General features: G+C 69.5%; 23 protein-coding genes and 1 tRNA gene. 12 read left to right on the top strand and 12 right to left on the bottom strand.

Annotation, left to right across the window (positions count from 1 at the left end):
- Positions 1–4: 4 nt before the first annotated feature.
- Together AC07VM_RS07575 and AC07VM_RS07570 are read right to left on the bottom strand one after the other, a co-directional pair.
- Complete coding sequence (locus tag AC07VM_RS07575) at positions 5–886, bottom strand: MurR/RpiR family transcriptional regulator (protein WP_494910559.1); 882 nt, start codon at positions 884–886, stop codon at positions 5–7.
- Positions 887–948: 62 nt separating this feature from the next.
- A complete protein-coding gene (locus AC07VM_RS07570; RefSeq protein ID WP_494910558.1) occupies positions 949–1,587 on the bottom strand; it encodes an HD domain-containing protein in 639 nt (212 codons plus the stop codon).
- Between the two features lie 113 nt (positions 1,588–1,700).
- On the opposite strand from AC07VM_RS07570, the gene AC07VM_RS07565 reads away from it, so the two are divergent.
- Both AC07VM_RS07565 and AC07VM_RS07560 read left to right on the top strand, forming a co-directional pair.
- Positions 1,701–2,684: a GlxA family transcriptional regulator gene (locus tag AC07VM_RS07565; RefSeq protein ID WP_494910557.1), complete on the top strand. Its 984-nt coding sequence runs from the start codon at positions 1,701–1,703 to the stop codon at positions 2,682–2,684.
- 10 nt (positions 2,685–2,694) lie between these two features.
- Complete coding sequence (locus tag AC07VM_RS07560) at positions 2,695–2,895, top strand: hypothetical protein (RefSeq protein WP_494910556.1); 201 nt, start codon at positions 2,695–2,697, stop codon at positions 2,893–2,895.
- Between the two features lie 184 nt (positions 2,896–3,079).
- Here the strand turns inward: AC07VM_RS07560 and AC07VM_RS07555 are convergent, their stop codons facing one another.
- From AC07VM_RS07555 to AC07VM_RS07545, 3 genes are all read right to left on the bottom strand, one after another.
- On the bottom strand, positions 3,080–3,811 hold the full coding sequence (locus AC07VM_RS07555) for a GntR family transcriptional regulator (RefSeq protein ID WP_267416617.1): 732 nt from the start codon (positions 3,809–3,811) through the stop codon (positions 3,080–3,082).
- Complete coding sequence (locus AC07VM_RS07550) at positions 3,804–4,508, bottom strand: GntR family transcriptional regulator (protein WP_267416615.1); 705 nt, start codon at positions 4,506–4,508, stop codon at positions 3,804–3,806. The genes AC07VM_RS07555 and AC07VM_RS07550 overlap by 8 nt, the downstream gene beginning before the upstream one ends.
- An 89-nt stretch (positions 4,509–4,597) precedes the next feature.
- Positions 4,598–5,203 carry an NAD(P)H oxidoreductase gene (locus tag AC07VM_RS07545; protein ID WP_494910555.1) on the bottom strand — a complete coding sequence of 202 codons (606 nt, stop codon included), beginning with the start codon at positions 5,201–5,203 and terminating at the stop codon, positions 4,598–4,600.
- A 228-nt stretch (positions 5,204–5,431) separates the two neighbouring features.
- Here AC07VM_RS07545 and AC07VM_RS07540 point away from each other — a divergent pair, with 228 nt between their 5' ends.
- On the top strand, positions 5,432–5,797 hold the full coding sequence (locus tag AC07VM_RS07540; protein ID WP_267416612.1) for a winged helix-turn-helix transcriptional regulator: 366 nt from the start codon (positions 5,432–5,434) through the stop codon (positions 5,795–5,797).
- A 24-nt stretch (positions 5,798–5,821) separates the two neighbouring features.
- Here AC07VM_RS07540 and AC07VM_RS07535 read toward each other — a convergent pair whose 3' ends face one another.
- Together AC07VM_RS07535 and AC07VM_RS07530 are read right to left on the bottom strand one after the other, a co-directional pair.
- On the bottom strand, positions 5,822–6,811 hold the full coding sequence (locus AC07VM_RS07535) for a hypothetical protein (RefSeq protein WP_494910554.1): 990 nt from the start codon (positions 6,809–6,811) through the stop codon (positions 5,822–5,824).
- The gene (locus tag AC07VM_RS07530) at positions 6,808–7,434 is read right to left on the bottom strand and encodes an RNA polymerase sigma factor (protein WP_494910553.1); all 627 of its coding nucleotides are present in this window, start codon (positions 7,432–7,434) and stop codon (positions 6,808–6,810) included. The genes AC07VM_RS07535 and AC07VM_RS07530 overlap by 4 nt, the downstream gene beginning before the upstream one ends.
- A 268-nt stretch (positions 7,435–7,702) precedes the next feature.
- Between AC07VM_RS07530 and AC07VM_RS07525 the strand changes: the two genes are divergently transcribed.
- Together AC07VM_RS07525 and AC07VM_RS07520 are read left to right on the top strand one after the other, a co-directional pair.
- Positions 7,703–7,984, top strand: coding sequence for a DUF3892 domain-containing protein (locus AC07VM_RS07525; protein ID WP_267416609.1), 282 nt, complete (start codon positions 7,703–7,705; stop codon positions 7,982–7,984).
- Positions 7,985–8,001: 17 nt separating this feature from the next.
- Entirely contained in the window at positions 8,002–8,277 is a 276-nt protein-coding gene (locus AC07VM_RS07520) for a hypothetical protein (RefSeq protein ID WP_494910552.1), read from the top strand.
- Positions 8,278–8,294: 17 nt separating this feature from the next.
- Here the strand turns inward: AC07VM_RS07520 and AC07VM_RS07515 are convergent, their stop codons facing one another.
- The gene (locus AC07VM_RS07515; protein ID WP_494910551.1) at positions 8,295–8,687 is read right to left on the bottom strand and encodes a hypothetical protein; all 393 of its coding nucleotides are present in this window, start codon (positions 8,685–8,687) and stop codon (positions 8,295–8,297) included.
- 141 nt (positions 8,688–8,828) lie between these two features.
- Positions 8,829–8,911, bottom strand: a tRNA-Leu gene (locus tag AC07VM_RS07510).
- Positions 8,912–9,056: 145 nt separating this feature from the next.
- Here AC07VM_RS07510 and AC07VM_RS07505 point away from each other — a divergent pair.
- The 7 genes from AC07VM_RS07505 to pknB are packed head-to-tail and all read left to right on the top strand — an operon-like array spanning position 9,057 to position 17,925.
- Positions 9,057–9,782, top strand: a complete 726-nt coding sequence (locus tag AC07VM_RS07505; RefSeq protein WP_267416606.1) for an FHA domain-containing protein — start codon at positions 9,057–9,059, stop codon at positions 9,780–9,782.
- Entirely contained in the window at positions 9,779–10,294 is a 516-nt protein-coding gene (locus AC07VM_RS07500; RefSeq protein ID WP_267416605.1) for an FHA domain-containing protein FhaB/FipA, read from the top strand. Before AC07VM_RS07505 ends, AC07VM_RS07500 begins: the two co-directional genes overlap by 4 nt.
- Before the next feature lie 7 nt (positions 10,295–10,301).
- Positions 10,302–11,606 (top strand): PP2C family protein-serine/threonine phosphatase, encoded by a 1,305-nt coding sequence (locus AC07VM_RS07495; protein ID WP_267416604.1) that lies wholly within the window; start codon positions 10,302–10,304, stop codon positions 11,604–11,606.
- A complete protein-coding gene (locus AC07VM_RS07490; RefSeq protein WP_267416603.1) occupies positions 11,603–12,988 on the top strand; it encodes an FtsW/RodA/SpoVE family cell cycle protein in 1,386 nt (461 codons plus the stop codon). The genes AC07VM_RS07495 and AC07VM_RS07490 overlap by 4 nt, the downstream gene beginning before the upstream one ends.
- A 1-nt stretch (position 12,989) precedes the next feature.
- The gene (locus AC07VM_RS07485) at positions 12,990–14,444 is read left to right on the top strand and encodes a peptidoglycan D,D-transpeptidase FtsI family protein (RefSeq protein ID WP_267416602.1); all 1,455 of its coding nucleotides are present in this window, start codon (positions 12,990–12,992) and stop codon (positions 14,442–14,444) included.
- Positions 14,441–16,189: a protein kinase domain-containing protein gene (locus tag AC07VM_RS07480; RefSeq protein WP_494910550.1), complete on the top strand. Its 1,749-nt coding sequence runs from the start codon at positions 14,441–14,443 to the stop codon at positions 16,187–16,189. The genes AC07VM_RS07485 and AC07VM_RS07480 overlap by 4 nt, the downstream gene beginning before the upstream one ends.
- 44 nt (positions 16,190–16,233) lie before the next feature.
- Positions 16,234–17,925 (top strand): Stk1 family PASTA domain-containing Ser/Thr kinase, encoded by a 1,692-nt coding sequence (gene pknB / locus AC07VM_RS07475; RefSeq protein WP_267416599.1) that lies wholly within the window; start codon positions 16,234–16,236, stop codon positions 17,923–17,925.
- A gap of 31 nt (positions 17,926–17,956) precedes the next feature.
- Here pknB and AC07VM_RS07470 read toward each other — a convergent pair whose 3' ends face one another.
- The 3 genes from AC07VM_RS07470 to AC07VM_RS07460 are packed head-to-tail and all read right to left on the bottom strand — an operon-like array spanning position 17,957 to position 19,564.
- Positions 17,957–18,589, bottom strand: a complete 633-nt coding sequence (locus tag AC07VM_RS07470; protein WP_494910549.1) for an anthranilate synthase component II — start codon at positions 18,587–18,589, stop codon at positions 17,957–17,959.
- Positions 18,586–18,741: a hypothetical protein gene (locus tag AC07VM_RS07465; RefSeq protein WP_267416597.1), complete on the bottom strand. Its 156-nt coding sequence runs from the start codon at positions 18,739–18,741 to the stop codon at positions 18,586–18,588. The genes AC07VM_RS07470 and AC07VM_RS07465 overlap by 4 nt, the downstream gene beginning before the upstream one ends.
- 28 nt (positions 18,742–18,769) lie before the next feature.
- Positions 18,770–19,564, bottom strand: a complete 795-nt coding sequence (locus tag AC07VM_RS07460; RefSeq protein WP_416383327.1) for a class E sortase — start codon at positions 19,562–19,564, stop codon at positions 18,770–18,772.
- Positions 19,565–19,656: the final 92 nt, after the last annotated feature.

The raw sequence follows: 19,656 nt of genomic DNA, 5'->3' as shown, positions 1-19,656 counted from the left end.
CGGATCAGCTCTCTTCGCTGCCGGTCAACACGTGGCGGAGCTCGTCCAGCCGCTGATGGGCAGCCGCCGAACGGGCCGGGTCCGACGCGGCGACCACGGCCGTCAATAGCTCCGCCAGCTGCACCGCGGCGATGGTCCATCGCGCCAACTCCGAGGCGGTGCCCACGCACGGCAGCACGGCGGAGACCCGCGAACCGTGCTGCGCGGCCAGCTGGGTGCCGCACACGAGCACCACGGGGACATCGGCCCGCTGTGCCCAGTCCAGCAGTGCCGTGAGCTCCGGCATCGGACGTGCCGCGTGGAACACCACGAGCGCATCACCGGGTCGGATCGAGAGCAGCTCGGCCGCCAGATCGAATCCCGCGGCCCTCGTCCATCGGGACGGATGCCCCGCCCGCGCCAGCTGATCCGCGAGATGCAGAGCGGCCGCGCCGGAGGTGCCGACGCCGACCGCCCACACCGTACCCGCGTCCCGGATCACCGCAGCCGCGCGCTCCAGCTGATCCGCCTCGACGAGCTGGGCGTTGTCCTCCAGCAGATCGCGCATCGCATCGTGGAAGGCCTCCGCGATCGCCCCGGCCTCATCACCGACGACGTTCACCTGCGTGTCGAGGCGCTCGGAGCGCGAGGTCTCGATCCGGCGCGGACGGCTGGCGATGCGCTGGAGCTCGGGCAGTCCGGTGAAGCCGAGGCTGCGCGCCGCCCGCGTCACGCTCGCATCGCTCGTCCCGGTCGCCGCGGCGATCTGATTCGCCCGCAGGAACGGCAGCTCGTCGAGCTCGACGTCGGCGAGGTACTCGGCGATGGTCCGCTCCACCCGCGACAGCGACCGTCCGTGCGCCCGCAGTCGCTCGCGCAGCAGCTCGCTGCCGGTGTATGCACCCATCAACCGTCCCCGCCCTTCCCCGCCAGCGTATCCGTCGGCGGGGGAAGGGTCGGGAACGGGCGTCACTCCTCCCAGTCACTCCCGCGGATGATCTCCACGAAGTCCTCACGGCGGTAGCCGGGCAGGTAGTGGGCGAGGACGTCGGCGTTCACGTTCCCGAATGTGCTCGCGGGGCGGTGCACGTTGCCGTCGGCGAAGGCCTGGAGGATGCGGTTCTTGAAGTCGGGGCGCGGGTGGGCTGCGGTCACCGCCCGCCGCTCGGCGTCGGTCACCTCGTGGTACCAGATGCCGAGCACGTCGGTCTCCACGCCAGCCGTGACGAGGGCGACCTCCGGCGCCATGAACTCGGGGACTCCGGGGGTGGTGTGCAGGGCGATGCCCGTCCAGACCTTCTCCGCGGCGGCCGGGGCCACCTCACGCTCGACGAGGAAGGCACGTGCGGCATTCGCGCCGTCGACCTCGAAGCGGAGCGGGGACTCGCGGAAGTCGTCGGTCAGGCCGAGGTCGTGGAACATGGCCCCGGCGTAGAGCAGCTCGAGGTCGACCGACAGGTCACGGCGTTCGCCCATCAGCGCCCCGAACAGGAACACGCGACGGGAGTGATGGAAGAGGAGGTCGTCCTCCTGGGTGCGGATGTAGTCGGTGATGTCGCGCACCAGGGCGGTGTCGGGGATGGTGATCCCGGCGATGGTCTCGGTCATGGGCTTCTCCTCAGGGGGTCGAAGGGGGGACTGACACCAGCCTCGCTGCGCCCGCCTCGGAGCAGGCACGTCCACATCGACAACGTGTCCACAGATCCGGACATACTAGGAACATGGGCATTCACCGGGTCGTCTTCCTCGTCTTCGACGGGGTGAAGCAGCTGGACGTGTCCGGGCCCGCCGAGGTCTTCGCCGAAGCCTCCCGGTGGGGCGCGACCTACGAACTGTCCTACGTGTCCCCGGACGGGCTTCCGGTGCGCACGTCCACGGGCATGCAGCTGCTGGTGGACGGCACGGCGAGAGACGTCGCGGAGGCCGACACCGTCGTCATCCCCGGCGCGGATGCCCTGCCCACCGCGCCTCTTACGGAGGAGCTGCGCGCAGCCACGCGGCATCTGCTCCGCACGGCAGAGCGGGTCGCGTCGATCTGCACGGGTGCGTTCCTGCTCGCCGCCGTCGGGGCGCTCGACGGTCGACGGGTCACGACCCACTGGGCGCACGCCGCGCTCCTGGCCCGCCTCTCCCCGGCGACGGAGGTGGTGGCGGACGCGCTCTTCGTCCGTGACGGGAGTCTGCACACGTCCGCAGGGGTCTCGGCCGGTATCGACCTCGCCCTCTCGCTGACGGAGGAGGACCACGGCGCGGACCTCGCCCGCACCGTGGCACAGCAGCTGGTGCTGTTCATGCGGCGCCCCGGCGGACAGTCGCAGTTCTCCGCGCTGCTCCAGACCTCCCCGGGCACGCACGAGAGCGTGCGGCGGGTCGTCGACGCCGTGCTGACCCATCCGGATGCCGCGTACGACCTGCAGAGCCTCGCCCGACTCGGCGGCGTGAGCGCGCGTCATCTCGCCCGGCTGTTCGGGGCGGAAGTGGGGATGTCACCGGTCCAGTTCGTCGAGCAGACGCGTCTCGAGACGGCCAAGGCCCTGCTGCTGCGCGGCGAGTCGGTCGCGGTCGCCGCGCGGAAGGCGGGGTTCTCCCATCCGGAGACCATGCGGCGCGCGTTCACCCACCGGCTCGGCATGCCCCCGAGCACGTATCAGCAGCGGTTCGCGACCGCCCTGCGCCCCGCTCCGGGCGGGACCGCCACGCATTAGGTTGGGGCGCATGACTCCGACCGCGTCCCGCACCTTTGCTCCGGCCGATCTGGAAGTCCTCTGCAGGGAAGTGGTCCATCGGGCGGGGGCATCCGAGGCGGCGGCCCAGGCTCTTGCCGTCGAGCGCGGCAAGCCGATCCCGGAGGGGTGGGCCAACGACGGGGACATCGAGGAATCGCTGCTGGAGCGTCTCGCCGAAGCGGCGCGATAGGCGCTCGTCGGCCGCCGTGGGGAACGGCGGCCAACGAACGAGGCACAGCACCCCATCGATGTGCGACCTTGGGGACGGTCGCAGGTCGGCGGGGAAAGCCGGGAGTGCTGTGTCGTCGCCCTGGGAAGGCGACCATTGAACGGTATCCGCGACGCGTCCCGCCCGGTGAAATATCAGTGCGCGCTCAGCCCGTGGTGAGGTCGTCGAGCACGTACACGTAGAGGTCGCCGACGATATCGGCGCCCTCGTGCTGCGCTGCGCTGTCGACCGCGTCGAGGAGCGCGGCGATCGCGCCGCACACCATCGCCGCATGGTGATCCCGCCCGAGGTGCGTGAAGCCGAGGACGAGTGCCGGGCGCTTCGCGGCATGCATCGCCTCGAGGTAGGGGTTGCGCGAGAAGGACGCCAGCACCTGGAAGAGGTTCCAGGTCAGTCCCGACGCGGTGCGGTGATCGACGCGCGGCGCGCGCCACGCGGCCATCGCCTGCTCGGCGGCTCCGCGGAACTCCCGACGCTCCTCCAAGGTCGCGCGGGCGATGCCCAGGCTCGTCGCGAGCGTCGACAGCCCGGCGCACTCCGCGACGACGGCAGCGAGCCACGCCTCGGTGGGGGTGGCCACGACGGAGGACTTGTGCGGGCGGGCCTCGACCAGGTGCCGCGCCGTGAGAATCGAGATCGCCTCGCGCACCGTGTTCGGCGCGGCATCGAGCTCCTTCGAGAGCTTCGAGATCTTGAGCGGCGCGCCCGGCGCGAGCTCTCCGGTCTCCATCTTCCTGTTCAGCGCTTCCACCACGGAGTCCAGTCGCGTCGGCACGGGGGCGGGCGCGGCGAGCTCCTTCCGGTCGACCAGGTCCAGGATCTCGACCGAGACGAAGGAGGAGGTGCCCGCCAGCGGATCCGCGTCGCCCCTACTCACGCGGGAGCCGCCAATCGCCGGTGATCGCCGCGCGGAGCCGCTCCACCGTCGTGATGCGGAAGAGCTCGAAGACCGCGTCGCGTGCGGCGGCGCCGTCCCGAGCTCGGAGCGCGACCCGAAGCGGCTCGAGGAGCGCGCGCTGTCGTTCCCCGAGCCACTCCGGAAGCGGGCTGTCCTGCACCGAGCGGCTCAGATGCAGGACGAGGTTGCGATCCAGGATCTCGGTCACGATCGCGTTGTCGGCGAGTTCGATCACCTCGATCCACAGCGCGAACCAGAGCCGCAGCCCCTCGGGCATGCCGCCGCGGGTGAGGTCGGAGTCGAGGATCGCCTGCATCCGGGCGTCCAGGGACTCGAGCTGGGCGTCGGTGAGAGTGGGGAACACCTTCGCCGCCGCGTAGGCGATCAGCGCCCCGGCGGCCTCGGCGCGGTCCGCCTGCGCCTGGAGGTCGATCGGGGCCACCCGGGTGAAGCGGTTCGAGCTCATCTCGACCAGGCCGACGTCGGTCAGACGGATGAGCGCTTCCCGGATCGGCGTGCGCGAGACGCCGTACTCGGCCTGCAGATCCTGATCGCGGATCTCCTCCAGCGGCGCCAGGCGGCCCGTCACGATCTCCTGAGCCAGCCGGGCGTAGACCTGATCGCGGATCAACGTCCGCGGGCGAGCTTTCGTCGAGGGCGTCGGCTCGTCCGTCATACCGGCCAGAATAGCCAGCCGACTCTCGTTCTGTCAGTCACCCTCGGTCCGATGGCGTCCTCCCCGGGGATCGCGGGCGCGGAGCAGACTCACGCCAGGGCGCCGGCCAGGTCGGCTGCGACCGTCCGCGCGCGATCCCGGAGCGCGGCGAAATGCGCCTCGGTGTCCTCGATGCCGTCACCGAGGGAGTCGTGCAGCAGGATGACCTGACTGTCCGCGATGCCGCTGAGCTCCGCGATGCCGACGTTGAGCTGTCGGGTGATCATCTCGTCGTAGCCCCGCTTGCGGAACGCCTCCGCGCTCTCGCCCGCCAGGCCGATCCAGCGGGCGGCGGCGATGCCCGAGCGGCGGCCGCCGCCGTAGAACAGCCCGTTGTTCCACACGCGGTCGATGTAGCCCTTCATGATCGCGGGCACCGAGTACCACCACACCGGGAAGACGAACACGACGGCGTCCGCCCCCGTCGTGCGCGCGGCGAGCTCCATCACCTCCGGCGTGTACTGCTTGTCGAGGTCGTTCCAATCGGGTTCGTCGGCCTCCCACACGATCGGGTCCACGCCTTCGCGATGGAGGTCGAGCTCATCCACCTCGAAGCCCTGGGCGGTCAGCTCCTCGATCACGTCCGCGGTGACCGCCGCCGTGAGCGAATCGGTGCGGGGGTGAGCCCAGACCACCAGTGAGCGCTTGCTTGCCATTGCCGTTCTTCTCCTCTTGATCCGACGCTGCATCCGCGATCGGGCATGCCGAAGCACCGCCGAGGGGCGGGGGCCGGTCGCGGACGAGCACGCACGGGATGTGCGCTGACCGAGGCGCAGGAGACGATTGCCCGCCCGCTCCTCAGCACGTACATTGAGTCAAACAGGACACTGGCAAAAGCAGAAGTATGCACTTTTCGGTCCAGTACAGACAGTTTGGATAGTGACATGCGTGACAAGACCGCGGCGGCGATCGCCGTGTGCTCCGTCGAGACGACCGTGAGCATCATCGGCGGATGCTGGAAGCTCACCATCATCCAGGAGCTGCTCGACCGCACCCTGCGCTACGGCGAGCTCCGACGCGCGGTCGGCGAGGTGACCGATCGGGTCCTGACGCGGCAGCTGCGTGAGCTCGAGGACGACGGGCTCGTCCACCGCGAGGTCTACGCCGAGGTGCCACCGCGCGTCGAATACTCCCTCACCCCGATGGGCGAGACGCTGCGTGCGCTCGTGCGCGACATGGATGCGTGGGGCCAGACATGGGTCGCCGCCCAGCAGCCCGCCACGTCGGATCCGGCGCGGAGCGCCGCCTAGGGACGCCGGCCGAGAGCATCCCCGCTACGCGTCATCCGCATCCCACATCGTGTAGGAGATGACGCCGGTGGGGAGTCCGTCGAGGGGCGCGACGAGCTCGCTCTCCACGCCCACGATGCGTCCGGTCGCCGTCGACACCAGGACGGTCTCGACACGCTCAGGGATGACCGACGACACCTGCAGCCCGATCACGTCGCGCCCGAGGCGATCGGTGGTCTCGCCGCGGACCGTCACCCCGCCCGCATCCGTCAGGAGGTCGAGGAGCGTCGCGTGCTGTTCGTCGTCGAGGGTCCAGTACTGCAGCAGTCCCGTGATCGCGGCCAGCAGCTCGCCCGACGACGACTCGGCCGTGACGCCGAACGGGGCCAGTGCCGCTTCCATCTCCGCCGGCGTGCTGCCGTGGAGGTTGCGCACCTCGGCGGGGAGGGCGAAATCCTCCGGTGGGGTGACGACCGTGTCGATGACCTCTCCGGGCTCGTAGGGACTCGGGTCCACGCCGTCCGGAAGATCATCCGTCCAGGAGGAGTCGGCCGCGATGATCGTGGACGTCGCCGTCTCGCCGGGGCCCCAGACGAAGTGGATGTCCTGCGGGACGATCTCCACGCGCATCTCCGTCATGTCCACGCTCCATCCCCACACGATGGTGCGCACGCTCGACTGCTGCACGACGTCGGGGAGCGCGGCCAGACGGTCGGTCGCCCTCTCGATGACGTCGGCGAGCGCGGGCGCGGGGGTGTACTGCAGCGGAGGCGGGGTGAGGGCGACGGCCCGCTGGGCGGGGCTCAGGACGCTGACGGCCACGAGCGCCGCGACGGCCAGGGCCACGGTCGCCGTGGCGATCCCGGTCCACAGCAGGCGCGGATGCCGCTGCCGTCGTGTCGGCCGGTGGGTGCCGCGGATGATGTTCTCCCGCACGGCGATGTCGGCGGCACTCGGGCGTGAGCTGCCCGCGGCGCGGGGCACCGGGTCGGCGGCGCGGAAGATCCGGTCCAGGTCGTCGTCCGAGGAGGTCATCGCGGGCCGCCTCCCTCGAGCTTCTCACGGAGCTTGGTCCGCGCCCGGGTCAGCGTCGTCCACACGGCTCCCTCGCTGGTGCGGAGCACCTCTGCGACTTCCCGTGCACTCAGGTCGTCCCAATAGGTGAGGACGACGACCTGGCGCTCGCGAGCGCTGAGCTCGGCGATGGCCGTGCGCACCGCCAACGCCTCCAGGGGGTCGAGCCCGGGCCCCGGGGCCTCCACCCCGCGCACGAGCGCCTCCCAGGCGCGCTCCTTGGAGCGGGTGCGCCGGGCACGATCACGGATCTTGTTGTCGGCGGTCCGCAGGAACCAGGTCACCGGCATGGGGTTCGACGGATCGAGCTTGCGCCAGGCGACGACGAACACCTCGGCCGTCAGCTCGTCGACTTCTTCCTGGTTGTCGACGAAGCACTCGAGATGGTGGCGCACTCGAGACCAGTGCTCGTCGAACAGGCGCCGGAACACCACGTCCTTGTGGTCACCGCCGTGTCCCGATGCCGCGGCAGCCGCGTTCGTCCTGCGCCGGCGATTCGGCACCCACGCGGCCCGCATCGACCGCTGCGTCTCCGGGGAGTGGCCGGCGAACACCAGGGGGCGGGAGTACCCGAGTCGAAACATGGGCTCCTCACTCACATGCCGGTGTCCGGTCGTTCCAGGCTATCCACGGTCACAGGCGGCGGCGAAGGGAAGGAGCGCTGGCATGCTTCCACCCTCACCCGGGATCGTCCGAGGTCCTGCGCGATCGCCTCCGCTCTTTGGGCCGGGAACCACGTTCCTTACAGACTTTCTGCGTGTCCGACCCGCGCCGTGATGAGGGCGGAAAAGCGCCGCGACCTCCGCCAATAATGGCTCTGGCCGCACGGTTCGCGGCCCGAGAGGAGCAGTTGTGGCGGCGATCGAGATCACGAACGTCCGATTCGAGGGACGCGTGCGCGGGCCGGAGGTGATCACCGCCTATAAATGGGTCTCGCGGGAGAGCGGCAGGGTCGACTGGACGGACCGGCCGACCATGATCACCTGGATCGACAACGGGAACAAGGCGTTCGTCGGGCGGGGGTACAGCCAGGTGAACGTCGCCATCGTGCGTCCCGCCGACGGGGAGCCGTATCTGCGCGCGTTCGCGGACGACGCGTGGAACAACGACCTGGAGAACCTGCCGCCGTTCTGAAGACTACGTTGGACCCCATGAACACGACCGACAGCCGCGGGAACGAGCGTCACCACGCGGTGGATCGGCTCGCGATCACGGCCATCGTGGTGTCGATCCTCGTCCTGATCGGGGGGATCACCTTCACCGTGCTCGGCCTCATCGTGGGTCGCACGGACGGACGCATCCTTCTCGGAGTCGTCCTGCTCCTCGGCGGAGCGATCGCACTCGCGTGGGGCGTCGGGCGTCTGAGGCGCCTGGCGAGCCTCACCCCCGATGCCATCATCGATCCGGGAGCGGATCCCGAGCGCTGACCGCGGCGGTCGGCGGGCTATGCGTCGGTCGGCGGGAGGAGGCCCGTCATCCGGCCTTCGCCCGTGCGGACCGCAATGGCCTCGAGATCTTCGTTCCCTTCCCAGTCCGTCGGGATCTCGATCACGCTCCGGCGCCGGAAGCGCACGATGTCGCCATTGGACACCTCCGGCTCGTCCGATGAGCGGTAGGGGTCGTCGATCACGCCGGTGAGTTCGTCGCCATCGACACCGGTGATGCGAGCGTAGGGGCTGACGATCCACCCCTTCGAGTAGTCCTCGAACTGCTGGATCTGGATTCGAACGACATGACCGGGGGAGAGAGCCTGCAGGATGGCGGGGTCGAGCAGCCATCCGGACCAGTCGCTGAGACCGTCGTCATGGGTCGGAATCTTCCATGAGCGTTCTTCCATAGGCACAGCGTAGGCCTGCGGTATCCGGATGGGCCCTGCTGCCGGGCAGCCGCGCACACAAGAAGCGCCGGTCGGGACCAGGCCCGACCGGCGCTTTCTCTCTACGAACTGTTCGCCCTGAAGAACGAACAGAACTCGCTGTGCGCGAGGGGGGACTTGAACCCCCACGTCCTTACGGACACTGGCACCTGAAGCCAGCGCGTCTACCATTCCGCCACTCGCGCGAGTGTCTTGTTCTGAAGAACTCAACTTTCCGAGGATATCACGCGATTTCACCCTCTGTTGCACACCCCTGGGAGGCGATCGGCGGCGTTCCCCCAGGACACCTGGCTACGATGTGTCTACCGGTCGGCATGCCAGAGGAGCCCAGTGGGACTACTTGACAGCTTTGAGAAGGGTCTCGAGCGCGCAGTGAACAGCGCGTTCGCGAAGACCTTCCGCAGCGGCATTCAGCCGGTGGAGATCGCTTCGGCGCTCCGGCGTGAAGCCGATACGAAGGCTGCGGTCGTGAGCCGCGACCGCATCATCGCGCCCAACAGTTACGTCGTACGTCTCAGCACCGACGATGCGGAGCGGATGCTCGGCCTCGGCGGCGCCCTCACCGACGAGCTGCACGCTCTCCTCACCAAGCACGCCAAGGCCCAGGGCTACAGCTTCGCCGGCCCGCTGTCGATCAACCTCGAAGCCGACGAGAAGGTCGCGACGGGCACCGTGCGCGTGAACTCGGGCACGGTCGAGGGCCGGGTCAGCTGGCAGGCCGTGGTCGACGTCGACGGCCGCCGCCACTCGATCTCGCGGGCGCGCACCGTCATCGGCCGCGGCACGGATGCCGACATCACGATCGCGGATGCCGGGTCGAGCCGCAAGCACGTCGAGATCCTGTGGGACGGCGAGCGCGCCATGCTGCGCGACCTCGGCTCCACCAACGGCACCAAGGTCAACGGCCAGAAGCTCCGTGAGGCCGCCCTGCCCTCCGACACGACCATCACGATCGGACGCACCGACCTGGTGTTCCGCATCGTCCCCGTGGCCAGCCCGTCGCGTCCCGCGCCTCGGGGCGACGACGCCACCCGAGCGTTCGGAGCCCTCGGTTGAGTGAACTGATCCTCCTCCTGCTCCGCATCGGGTTCCTCGTCCTGATGTGGTTCTTCGTGTTCGGCGTCGTCTACTCGCTGCGCGCCGACCTGTTCGGCGTGCGCGTGCGCAAGCTCCCGGCCGAAGCCGCGGCGGGCGTCTCCGCTCCCGCACCGGCGGCGGCCCCCGCGTCGAAGCCGGCGTCCTCCCGCCCCTCGAGCGGACCGGCCACGGTCGCGACGGCGAAGCGCCTGGTGATCACCTCGGGTCCGAAGGCCGGTCTCGAACTGCCGCTCAGCGCCGACTCGCTCACGATCGGCCGCTCCAGCGAGTCCGCCCTCGTGATCCGCGACGACTACACGTCCAGCCACCACGCCCGACTGATGCTGCGGGGCGACAGCTGGGCGATCCAGGACCTCGACTCCACGAACGGCACCTTCGTCGCAGGGCAGCGCGTGTCCGGCTCGCCCGTCGCCCTCTCGCTCGGCACGCCCATCAAGGTGGGCGCCACGACCTTCGAGCTGCGAGCCTGACGCCGGCATGGTCTTCGAGGGCTCGAGCGTCGCGATCTCCCATACCGGGAAGGTCCGCTCCAACAACCAGGACTCCGGATACTCCGGGGCGAACCTGTTCGTCGTCGCGGACGGCATGGGCGGCCACGCCGGTGGAGACGTCGCCTCGAGCATCGCCATCCAGCGCCTGGAGCCCCTCGACCAGGCGTACGCCTCCCCGGAAGACGCGCAGGCCTCGCTGCAGGCGGCCGCGACCACAGCGGCGGGCGACCTCATCCGCGCCGCGAAGGACCGCCCGGAACTCGCCGGCCTCGGCACGACCGTCAGCGCGATCATCATGGTCGACGAGTACGCGGTCATCGGCCACATCGGCGACTCCCGCATCTACCTGTACCGCGACGACGCGCTCACCCAGATCACGGCCGACCACACGTTCGTGCAGCGCCTGGTCGACTCCGGCCGCATCACTCCGGAAGAGGCCCGTTACCACCCGCGCCGCTCGGTGCTCATGCGCGTCCTCAGCGACATGGACTCCGATCCCGAGCTCGACATGTTCGTCATGCACACCCAGCCGGGCGACCGCTGGCTGCTGTGCTCCGACGGCCTTTCCGGCGTGGTCGACGAGCCGCACATCCTCAAGGCGATGCAGCTCGGGCTCGCTCCCGGCCGCACCGCGGACAACCTCCTCAAGCAGGCCCTCGACGGCGGAGCTCCCGACAACGTCACGATCGTGCTGGTCGACGTCGGCGGACAGCACCCGATCCACTCGGGCACCCCGACCATCGTCGGTTCCGCGTCGAACCCCGATGGCGTCTACGTGCCGCCGGTGCGTCCTCCGCGCGGCAACTGGCTGCACCCGGTGCGTCAGGCCGCGAACGAGCCCAGCCACTTCGAGCCCGCGCCCGAGTACCTCGAGGAGCTCATCGAAGAGGATCGCCGTCGCGCCAGGCGTCGACGTCTCGGCTGGATCGCCGGCGCCCTCGTGGTCGTCGCGATGCTCTGCGTCGCCGCGTTCGCCGCGTACAGCTGGACCCAGACGCGCTACTTCATCGGTGCCGACGACGACAGCGTCGTGATCTTCCAGGGCGTGCAGCAGAACATCGGACCGATCACCCTGTCCACCCCGATCCAGGACACCGACATCCTCCTCGCCGACCTCCCGCCCTATCAGCGCGCCTCGGTCGAGAGCACGATCACGGCACGCTCGCTGTCCGACGCGATGGCGATCGTCGACCGCCTGCGCGCGGGGGCCGAGGCGAACGCGATCCCGCAGACCCCGCTGCCGACGCCTCTCCCCACGCCGAGCGAGACCCCGACCGGGGGTGCAGGATGAGCACCGACGTGCAGGCGGACACCACCGTCATCAAGGCGCTGAAGCGTCTCCGGATGCCGCAGACCCAGCGCAACCGCGAGTTCTGGCTGCTGCTGTTCGCGTGCGCGATCAGCGGCGGAGCGCTCACTCTCGTGCAGCTGGGTGCTCTCGGCGTCATCGACCCGATGATCCTCGCGATCGGCGGCGGCCTGGCGGCCCTCGCGTTCGCCCTGCACATCGTGCTGCGCTTCGTCGCCTCCGACGCCGACCCGTTCGTGGTGCCGATCGCCACGCTGCTCACGGGCCTGGGCATCGCGATGATCTACCGCATCGACATCGCGTTCAAGAACACCGGGTGGAACGCATATTCCACCAAGCAGCTCGCCTGGACCGCGATCTCCCTCGCGGGTGCCATCGCGGTCGTGATCCTGCTGCGCAACTACCGGATCCTGTTCCGCTACACGTACATCTTCGGCCTCGCCGGAATCCTGCTGCTGCTGCTGCCGTTCGTCCCGGGTCTGCGCATCCCCGACGCCAACGCCGCCGTGTGGGTGTCGCTGGGCGGCGCCTTCGCCTTCCAGCCCGGTGAGCTCGCCAAGATCTGCCTCGCCATCTTCTTCGCCGGCTACCTGGTGCGCACCCGCGAGAGCCTCACCTCCGTCGGCAAGCGGGTCCTCGGCATCACCTGGCCGCGCATGCGCGAGCTCGGACCCGTGCTCGTCGTCTGGCTCATCTCGCTGGGCATCATCGTCTTCCAGCGCGACCTCGGCACCGGAACGCTGATCTTCGGCATGTTCGTCGCGATGCTCTATGTCGCGACCGGCAAGACGAGCTGGGTGCTCATCGGCCTCGCCCTCGTCGTCGCCGGTGTCGCCGTCGCGACCCAGATCCTCACCTACGTGCACGGCCGCTTCATCAACTGGCTGTTCCTGTTCGATGCCAACCAGGTCGACCCGGACGTCGCCGGCTACCAGCCCATGCAGGGACTGTTCGGCCTCGCGCGCGGCGGACTCATCGGCACCGGCTGGGGCCAGGGCCGCCCCGAGGTCACCCCGCTCGCCCACAGCGACTACATCATCACCAGCCTCGGCGAGGAGCTCGGGCTGATCGGCCTGTTCGCGATCCTCTGCCTGTACATGGTGTTCGTCAGCCGCGGCATGCGCATCGGCCTCGCCGGTCAGGACGACTTCGGCAAGCTGCTCGCCACCGGGCTCTCGTTCACGATCGCGCTGCAGGTCTTCATCATGGTCGGCGGCGTCACGCGACTGATCCCGCTGACCGGTCTGACCACGCCGTTCCTCGCCGCCGGTGGATCGTCCCTCGTGGCGAACTGGCTCATCGTGGCCCTGCTGCTGCGCATCTCCGACGGCGTCCGCCGCCAGCCCCGGGTGGTGATCGGCTGACATGACCAAAGAACTCCGCCGCCTCAGCATCATCATGCTGTTCATGTTCATCGCGCTGTTCGCCGCGACCAGCTGGATCCAGGTCGTCGAGGCCGACAGCCTTGCGCAGAACAGCCACAACAAGCGCACCCGTCTCGACAGCTACGAGATCCAGCGCGGATCGATCATCGTCGACGGCGCCGCGATCGCGAACTCGGTGCCCAGCGACGACCGGTACCAGTTCCAGCGCGTCTACACGGATGCGCCGATGTGGGCTCCCGTCACCGGGTACTTCAACGCCGCACTCGATTCGCGGACCGGCATCGAGCAGGCCATGAACGCCGACCTCTCCGGAACCGGCGCGAACGCCTTCCTCGGTGAGGTGGAGCGCATCCTCTCCGGCCAGCCGCAGCGCGGATACAGCGTCGAGCTGTCCCTCAGCGCCAGAGCGCAGAAGGCGGCCTACGAGGCCCTCGGCGGCCTCAAGGGCGCGGTCGTCGCGATGGACCCGAAGACCGGTCGCATCCTGGCGATGGTCTCGACCCCCGGGTTCGACACGAACCTGATGGCGACGCACGATGCGAACGCCGCGAACACCACGTTCGACCAGCTCGTCGCCGACCCGAACAAGCCCCTCTCCAACCGGGCCATCGCCGGCGACCTCAACCCTCCGGGCTCGACCTTCAAGATCGTCGTCGCCGCCGCCGCCTACGCGACCGGCGAGTGGACACCGGAGTCGACCCTGCCGAACCCGATCTCCTACACGCTCCCGCAGTCCTCCAGCCGCGTCTCCAACGCCTGGGGCGGCAAGTGCGGTCCCGGAGCCACGGTCACGATCGCCGAGGCCATCCGCCTCAGCTGCAACATCCCGATGGCCGAGCTCGCGGTCGAGCTCGGCGACGACACGATCCGCGAGATGGCGGAGAAGCTCGGCTTCAACAAGTCCTTCGAGACCCCGCTGAAGTCGACGCCGTCCAGCTACCCGCGTGCGCTCGACGACGCGCAGACCGCCCTGAGCGGATTCGGTCAGGGACAGGTCACCGCGACCCCGCTGCAGATGGCGATGGTGTCCGCCGGGATCGCGAACGACGGCGTCGTGATGAACCCCCGGATGGTGGATGCCGTGATCGGCAACGACCTGTCGGTCATCAAGGCCTTCGAGGACAGCGAGTTCGGCCGTGCGATGGAGGCCGACGTGGCCGACGACGTCACGTCGGCCATGGTCGCGAGCGTCGCTACGGGCGCGGCCCAGGGTGCAAGAATAGACGGGATCGACGTGGCCGGTAAGACGGGCACCGCAGAGAACGGAAACAGGCCGCACACGTTGTGGTTCACCGGTTTCGCACCGGCGAACGACCCCGCGGTCGCAGTAGCGGTCGTCGTCGAAGACGGCGGCGGACAGGGACAGTCAGGAAGCGGCGACACCATCGCTGCTCCGATTGCGAAGAAGGTCATAGAGGCGGTGCTGGGCAGATGAGGCCGACGCAGGGTGTGTCGTTCGGTGGTCGTTACGAGCTGCAGTCGCGTATCGCGATCGGTGGCATGGGCGAGGTGTGGGAAGCGACGGATCACGTCATCGGACGTACCGTCGCCATCAAGATCCTCAAGGACGAGTACATGGGGGACCCCGGGTTCCTCGAGCGGTTCCGCGCCGAGGCGCGGCACGCAGCTCTCGTCAACCATGAGGGCATCGCCAGCGTGTTCGACTACGGCGAGGAGAACGGCAGCGCCTATCTCGTCATGGAGCTCGTCCCCGGCGAGGCGCTCTCGACCGTGCTCGAGCGGGACGGTGCGCTGAGCGCCGACAAGACGCTCGACATCGTCGCGCAGACGGCATCCGCCCTGCAGGCCGCGCACGCCGCGGGCCTCGTGCACCGCGACATCAAGCCGGGCAACCTGCTGATCACGCCGGACGGCCGCGTCAAGATCACCGACTTCGGCATCGCCCGTATCGCCGACCAGGTCCCGCTCACCGCGACCGGTCAGGTCATGGGAACGGTGCAGTACCTGTCGCCCGAGCAGGCGTCGGGCCACCCGGCGTCGCCCGCGACCGACACCTACTCGCTCGGCATCGTCGCGTACGAGTGCCTGGCGGGCAAGCGTCCGTTCACCGGCGAGTCGCAGGTGGCCATCGCGATGGCCCAGATCAACGAGCAGCCGCCGCCGCTGCCGCCGACCGTGCCGATCCCGGTGCAGAACCTCGTCATGGCGATGATCGCCAAGAAGCCCGCCGACCGTCCCTCGTCCTCCGCGACGGTGGCTCGGGCGGCGCAGGCGCTTCGTCGTGGCGACCTGAACTCCGCGGCGATCGCCGTCCCCGCGATCGCGACCGGCGGCATCGCCGGCGACGACGACGCGACCCGGATGCTGACCGCATCCGGCGACGACGGCACCACGCGCATCCTCCCCACCACCGCACAGCTCCCCACCGAGGACGCTGCGGAGGAGGAGAAGAAGAAGAAGAAGCGCAGCCCGTGGACCTGGCCGCTGATCGCCCTGATCGTCCTGTTGGCGATCGCGCTCGGTGGCACCGTCTGGGGGATGCTCGCGAACCAGGGCAACGGGGACGCCGACGCCACGCCCAAGCAGAGCAGCTCGTCCCCGCCTCCGTCGACGCCGTCGACGCCGCCGCCGACGACACCCGAGGAGACTCGCGTCGACGTCACCGCGCTGAACCTGAACGGCATGGACTGCGGCGGCGCCACGTCGACGCTCAAGGGCGCCGGGTTCGACAGCGAGATCACCTGCGTCGACGGCGATCCGGCACCCTCGGATGCCGAGGTCGGCAAGGTCTACCGCGTCGACCCCACGGGCAACGTCGAGAAGACGCAGCCCATCACGCTCACGGTCTACGCAGCACGGACGGCCATTCCGACGCCGACCGACACCCCGACCATCACGGGCGACCCGGTCGCCGGCAGCACGGTGACCATCTCCTGGGGCACCGGATTCACCTGCCCGAGCGGCACCACGCTCTCGGGGTATGTCGTGTCGCTCCAGAACGGCACGTTCGTGTCGGGCGGTCCCAACTTCCAGCCGACGCAGCGCAACACGCAGGTGAAGGTCGGCGACACCGTGGGTCAGCAGCTCCTCGTCACCTACCAGGGCATGTGCTCCGGTGGCGACCAGCGCACCTCGGCCGCCTCGCCGCCGCTGTCCGTGACGATCGTCGCCGCGCCCGACCCGGGCGAGGGCGACGACGGTGGCGGCACCGACGGGTAGCCTTTAGTCCAGCTCAGCAGCAGTCGTTTTCCAGGGGGTAGTACGTGTCCACAGAGCCACGGGTCATCGCGGGTCGATACCGCGTCGACGAGCTCATCGGGCATGGCGGGATGGCGAAGGTCTACCGCGGGTACGACCTGACCCTGGGGCGCGAGGTCGCGATCAAGATCCTCGACCCCGAGCTCGCCCGTGACACGGCGTTCCGCACGCGCTTCCGGCTGGAGGCGCAGGCCGCTTCGCGGATGTCGCACCCGTCGATCGTCCGCGTGTTCGACGCCGGCGACCCCTCGGCCAGCGACAGCTCCTCCGACGAACCGCCGTACATCGTGATGGAGCTCGTCAAGGGCACGCTGCTCAAGGACATCATCTCGGCGGGCCCCGTGCCGGTGGCCGATGCGGTGCGCTACGTCGACGGCATCCTCGAGGCCCTCGACTACTCGCACCGCGCGGGCGTCGTGCACCGGGACATCAAGCCCGGCAACGTCATGGTGACCGACAAGGGTCAGGTCAAGGTGATGGACTTCGGCATCGCCCGAGCCGTATCCGACTCCTCCTCGACCGTGGCCGAGACCACGCAGATCATCGGCACCGCCGCGTACTTCTCGCCCGAGCAGGCGAAGGGCGAGCCGGTCGATGCCCGCGCCGACCTCTACTCGACCGGTGTGGTGCTGTACGAGCTGCTCACGGGCCGCCAGCCGTTCCGCGGAGAGTCGCCCGTCGCGGTCGCCTACCAGCACGTCAGCGAGACGCCGATCCCGCCGACCGAGGTCAACGAGGACGCCCCCGGCGCGCTCGACCCGATCGTGCTGCGCGCTCTCGCGAAGGACCCCTACCAGCGGTACTCGGATGCTGCGCACTTCCGCGCCGCACTGGACGCGGCCGTCACCGGGAACGCCCCGACGCGCAAAGAGCTCGGGGCCCTGACCAGCGAGCTCTACGGACCGAGCCCGCGCCAGGCGCAGGAGACGGCGCGTTCGCTGCGCCAGCTCAGCACCGACACCACCATGACCAGGACCCAGTCCGGCCCGCCGGTCGCCTGGATCTGGGCGGGTGTGGCACTGCTGGCCGTGCTGCTGGCCTCGGTGCTGTTCTGGGTCGTGACGATCAGCGGGCGTCCGTCCGAGATGCCCAGCACGTCCCGCGTGATCCCGAACCTCGTCAACGTCTCCTCGGAGCGCGCGCAGGACGACCTGGCGAAGCTCGACCTGGCGTCGACGATCGTCTTCGAGTCGAGCGCCGAGATCACCGAGGGGAACGTCATCAGCACCGACCCCGAGGCCGGCGTCTCGGTGGAGGAGGGCACGACGGTCACCGTCCACGTCTCCTCCGGTGTGGAGACCGCGGTGGTGCCGAAGATCGAGGGCATGACGCTCGCGGACGCGACGAAGGCACTGAAGGCCGCCGGCCTCGAACTCGGCACCGTGATCCAGCGCAACGACAAGGCCCTGCAGGCGGACACGGTGATCTCCTCGAGCGAGAAGCCCGAGTCGGAGGTGGCACCGGGCACGGTCATCAACCTCGTCGTCGCCAGCGGCAAGGTGACTCTCACCGACCTGGTCGGCTGGACGGTCGACGCCGCCACCACGAATCTCACCGATCTCGGGCTCACGCCCACGCCGGTGGAACAGGCCGACTGCCCCGCGACGGACCCGCCGACCGTGCAGTCGATGTCCGTGGCGCCGGGTGACGTCCCGATCGGTTCGCCGGTCGAGCTGCGGTTCTGCACCGGCGACTGACGCCCCTCGCAGATCCAGCCTGCGACCACCGTCAGCGGGACAGCGGGTGCAGACTCTCCGCGCGCGCCACGGCGTCGCGATCCCCGCACAGTTCCAGCCAGTTCGCCAGCAGACGGTACCCGCCTTCGGTGAGGACGCTCTCGGGGTGGAACTGCACGCCGCGCATCGGCAGGTCACGGTGTTCGAGCGCCATGACCGTCCCGTTCTCGGTCCACGCGGTCACGATCACCTCGGCGGGAAGGTCGGCGGCCGCGAGAGCCAGCGAGTGGTACCGACCGGCGTCGAACGGCGAGGGGATGCCGGCGAACAACGCCGATCCGTCATGCTCGACGGGGGAGACCATCCCGTGCATGAGCTCGGGCGCCGCGCTCACCGGAGTGCCGAAGGCCGCGCCGATGGTCTGGTGCCCGAGGCACACGCCGAGCGTCGGCATCCGCAGCCGCGCGGCGATCCGCACCGCCTCGAGAGAGACCCCGGCATCGGCGGGCGCTCCGGGGCCGGGGGAGAGCAGCAGGGCGTCGTGGTCGGCGAGCATCCGCTCGAGGTCCGCGGCGTCGAGGGCGCCCGACTCCACCAGCTCGGTTTCGGCGCCGAGTTCGTGGAGATAGCCGACGAGCGTGTGCACGAAGCTGTCGTGGTTGTCCACCACGAGGACCCGCGTCATTCGACGTCGACCTCACCCGGGGCGATGATCGGGCTCACCCACGGGAACACGTACCAGAACAGGCCGTAGAGGATCGCGGCCACGACGACCACGAGGATGAGGACGCGCAGCCACCACGGACCGGGCAGCAGGCGCCAGATTGCGGCGTACATCAGTCTTCTCCCTCGTCGGCGTGCACGATCACACGGATGGCGCGGCCGGAGGAGGCGGCGTCTCGGTCAGAGCGGTCGGGGGTCCCTCGGCGCGAGGCTGGAAGCTCTCGAACACCCCGTAGGCGACGATGCGTTCGGCGAGGGAGTAGAGGGGGGAGCAGGCGGTGAGCGTGATGTACTGCTCACCCGTCTGCTGCTCGGGCATCTGCGGCACGTCGGCGAGCACATCGGTCTGCGTCGGCTTGACGTACTCGAGCGTGCGGAAGCGGTAGGTATACCAGCCGTCGGGGGTCTCGACGACGATCGCGTCGTTCAACTGCAGCTTGTCGAGCTGGTTGAAGGGCTTGCCCCAGGTGGTGCGGTGACCGGCCATCGAGAAGTTGCCGACCTCGCCCGGCATCTTCGAGTCGGTGTAGACGCCGATCCCCTTCTGGTCGAGGGTACGGGCGCGACTCGTCCCCCCGTAGATGCCGAAGTTGTAGTCGGAGCCGAAGCGGGGGATGTGCATCTGTCCGAACCACTCCGCGTCGGCGGGTGCCGCGGGAACCGGCGGCACGTAGGTCGGGGTGCCGTCGTCGCCCTCGACGACGGGCGGAAGGTCGGGCGCCTCCGCCTGTGCGAGCTGCTGCGAGATCGCCGCACCCTCTTCGTTCTTCTGGGCGCTGATGATGATGTCGCCGATCCACATCTGCCAGGCCACGAACAGCAGGACGATCACTCCCGCGGTCAGCAGAAGCTCGCCGAGCACGCTCGCGAAGGTGGCGCGAGAACGCGGTCGTTCTCGCCGCGGGCGTCGCCCCCCAGGCACGACGGATGCAGTCATGCCGTGATCATATCCGGGAACGCTGAACGGATGCCGCTGGTCACCGGACGTCCAGGGCCCTCGCCGCCTCGTCGGATGACAGGCGACATGGG

It is taken from the genome of Microbacterium sp. GW821-FHT01D02 (assembly GCF_059422585.1).
This window is presented reverse-complemented; position numbering and strand designations above follow the sequence as displayed.

What these genes read in the sequence shown, in the direction of transcription:
- AC07VM_RS07540 (WP_267416612.1), top strand. Translation starts at nt 5,432, where the DNA reads ATGCGTGACAAGACCGCGGCGGCGATCGCCGTGTGCTCCGTCGAGACG.
- AC07VM_RS07480 (WP_494910550.1), top strand. Translation starts at nt 14,441, where the DNA reads ATGAGGCCGACGCAGGGTGTGTCGTTCGGTGGTCGTTACGAGCTGCAG.
- AC07VM_RS07460 (WP_416383327.1), bottom strand. Translation starts at nt 19,564, where the DNA reads ATGACTGCATCCGTCGTGCCTGGGGGGCGACGCCCGCGGCGAGAACGA.
- AC07VM_RS07490 (WP_267416603.1), top strand. Translation starts at nt 11,603, where the DNA reads ATGAGCACCGACGTGCAGGCGGACACCACCGTCATCAAGGCGCTGAAG.
- AC07VM_RS07545 (WP_494910555.1), bottom strand. Translation starts at nt 5,203, where the DNA reads ATGGCAAGCAAGCGCTCACTGGTGGTCTGGGCTCACCCCCGCACCGAT.
- AC07VM_RS07465 (WP_267416597.1), bottom strand. Translation starts at nt 18,741, where the DNA reads ATGTACGCCGCAATCTGGCGCCTGCTGCCCGGTCCGTGGTGGCTGCGC.
- AC07VM_RS07520 (WP_494910552.1), top strand. Translation starts at nt 8,002, where the DNA reads ATGAACACGACCGACAGCCGCGGGAACGAGCGTCACCACGCGGTGGAT.
- AC07VM_RS07530 (WP_494910553.1), bottom strand. Translation starts at nt 7,434, where the DNA reads ATGTTTCGACTCGGGTACTCCCGCCCCCTGGTGTTCGCCGGCCACTCC.
- AC07VM_RS07470 (WP_494910549.1), bottom strand. Translation starts at nt 18,589, where the DNA reads ATGACGCGGGTCCTCGTGGTGGACAACCACGACAGCTTCGTGCACACG.
- AC07VM_RS07570 (WP_494910558.1), bottom strand. Translation starts at nt 1,587, where the DNA reads ATGACCGAGACCATCGCCGGGATCACCATCCCCGACACCGCCCTGGTG.
- AC07VM_RS07560 (WP_494910556.1), top strand. Translation starts at nt 2,695, where the DNA reads ATGACTCCGACCGCGTCCCGCACCTTTGCTCCGGCCGATCTGGAAGTC.
- AC07VM_RS07550 (WP_267416615.1), bottom strand. Translation starts at nt 4,508, where the DNA reads ATGACGGACGAGCCGACGCCCTCGACGAAAGCTCGCCCGCGGACGTTG.
- AC07VM_RS07485 (WP_267416602.1), top strand. Translation starts at nt 12,990, where the DNA reads ATGACCAAAGAACTCCGCCGCCTCAGCATCATCATGCTGTTCATGTTC.
- AC07VM_RS07515 (WP_494910551.1), bottom strand. Translation starts at nt 8,687, where the DNA reads ATGGAAGAACGCTCATGGAAGATTCCGACCCATGACGACGGTCTCAGC.
- AC07VM_RS07575 (WP_494910559.1), bottom strand. Translation starts at nt 886, where the DNA reads ATGGGTGCATACACCGGCAGCGAGCTGCTGCGCGAGCGACTGCGGGCG.
- AC07VM_RS07495 (WP_267416604.1), top strand. Translation starts at nt 10,302, where the DNA reads ATGGTCTTCGAGGGCTCGAGCGTCGCGATCTCCCATACCGGGAAGGTC.
- AC07VM_RS07535 (WP_494910554.1), bottom strand. Translation starts at nt 6,811, where the DNA reads ATGACCTCCTCGGACGACGACCTGGACCGGATCTTCCGCGCCGCCGAC.
- AC07VM_RS07565 (WP_494910557.1), top strand. Translation starts at nt 1,701, where the DNA reads ATGGGCATTCACCGGGTCGTCTTCCTCGTCTTCGACGGGGTGAAGCAG.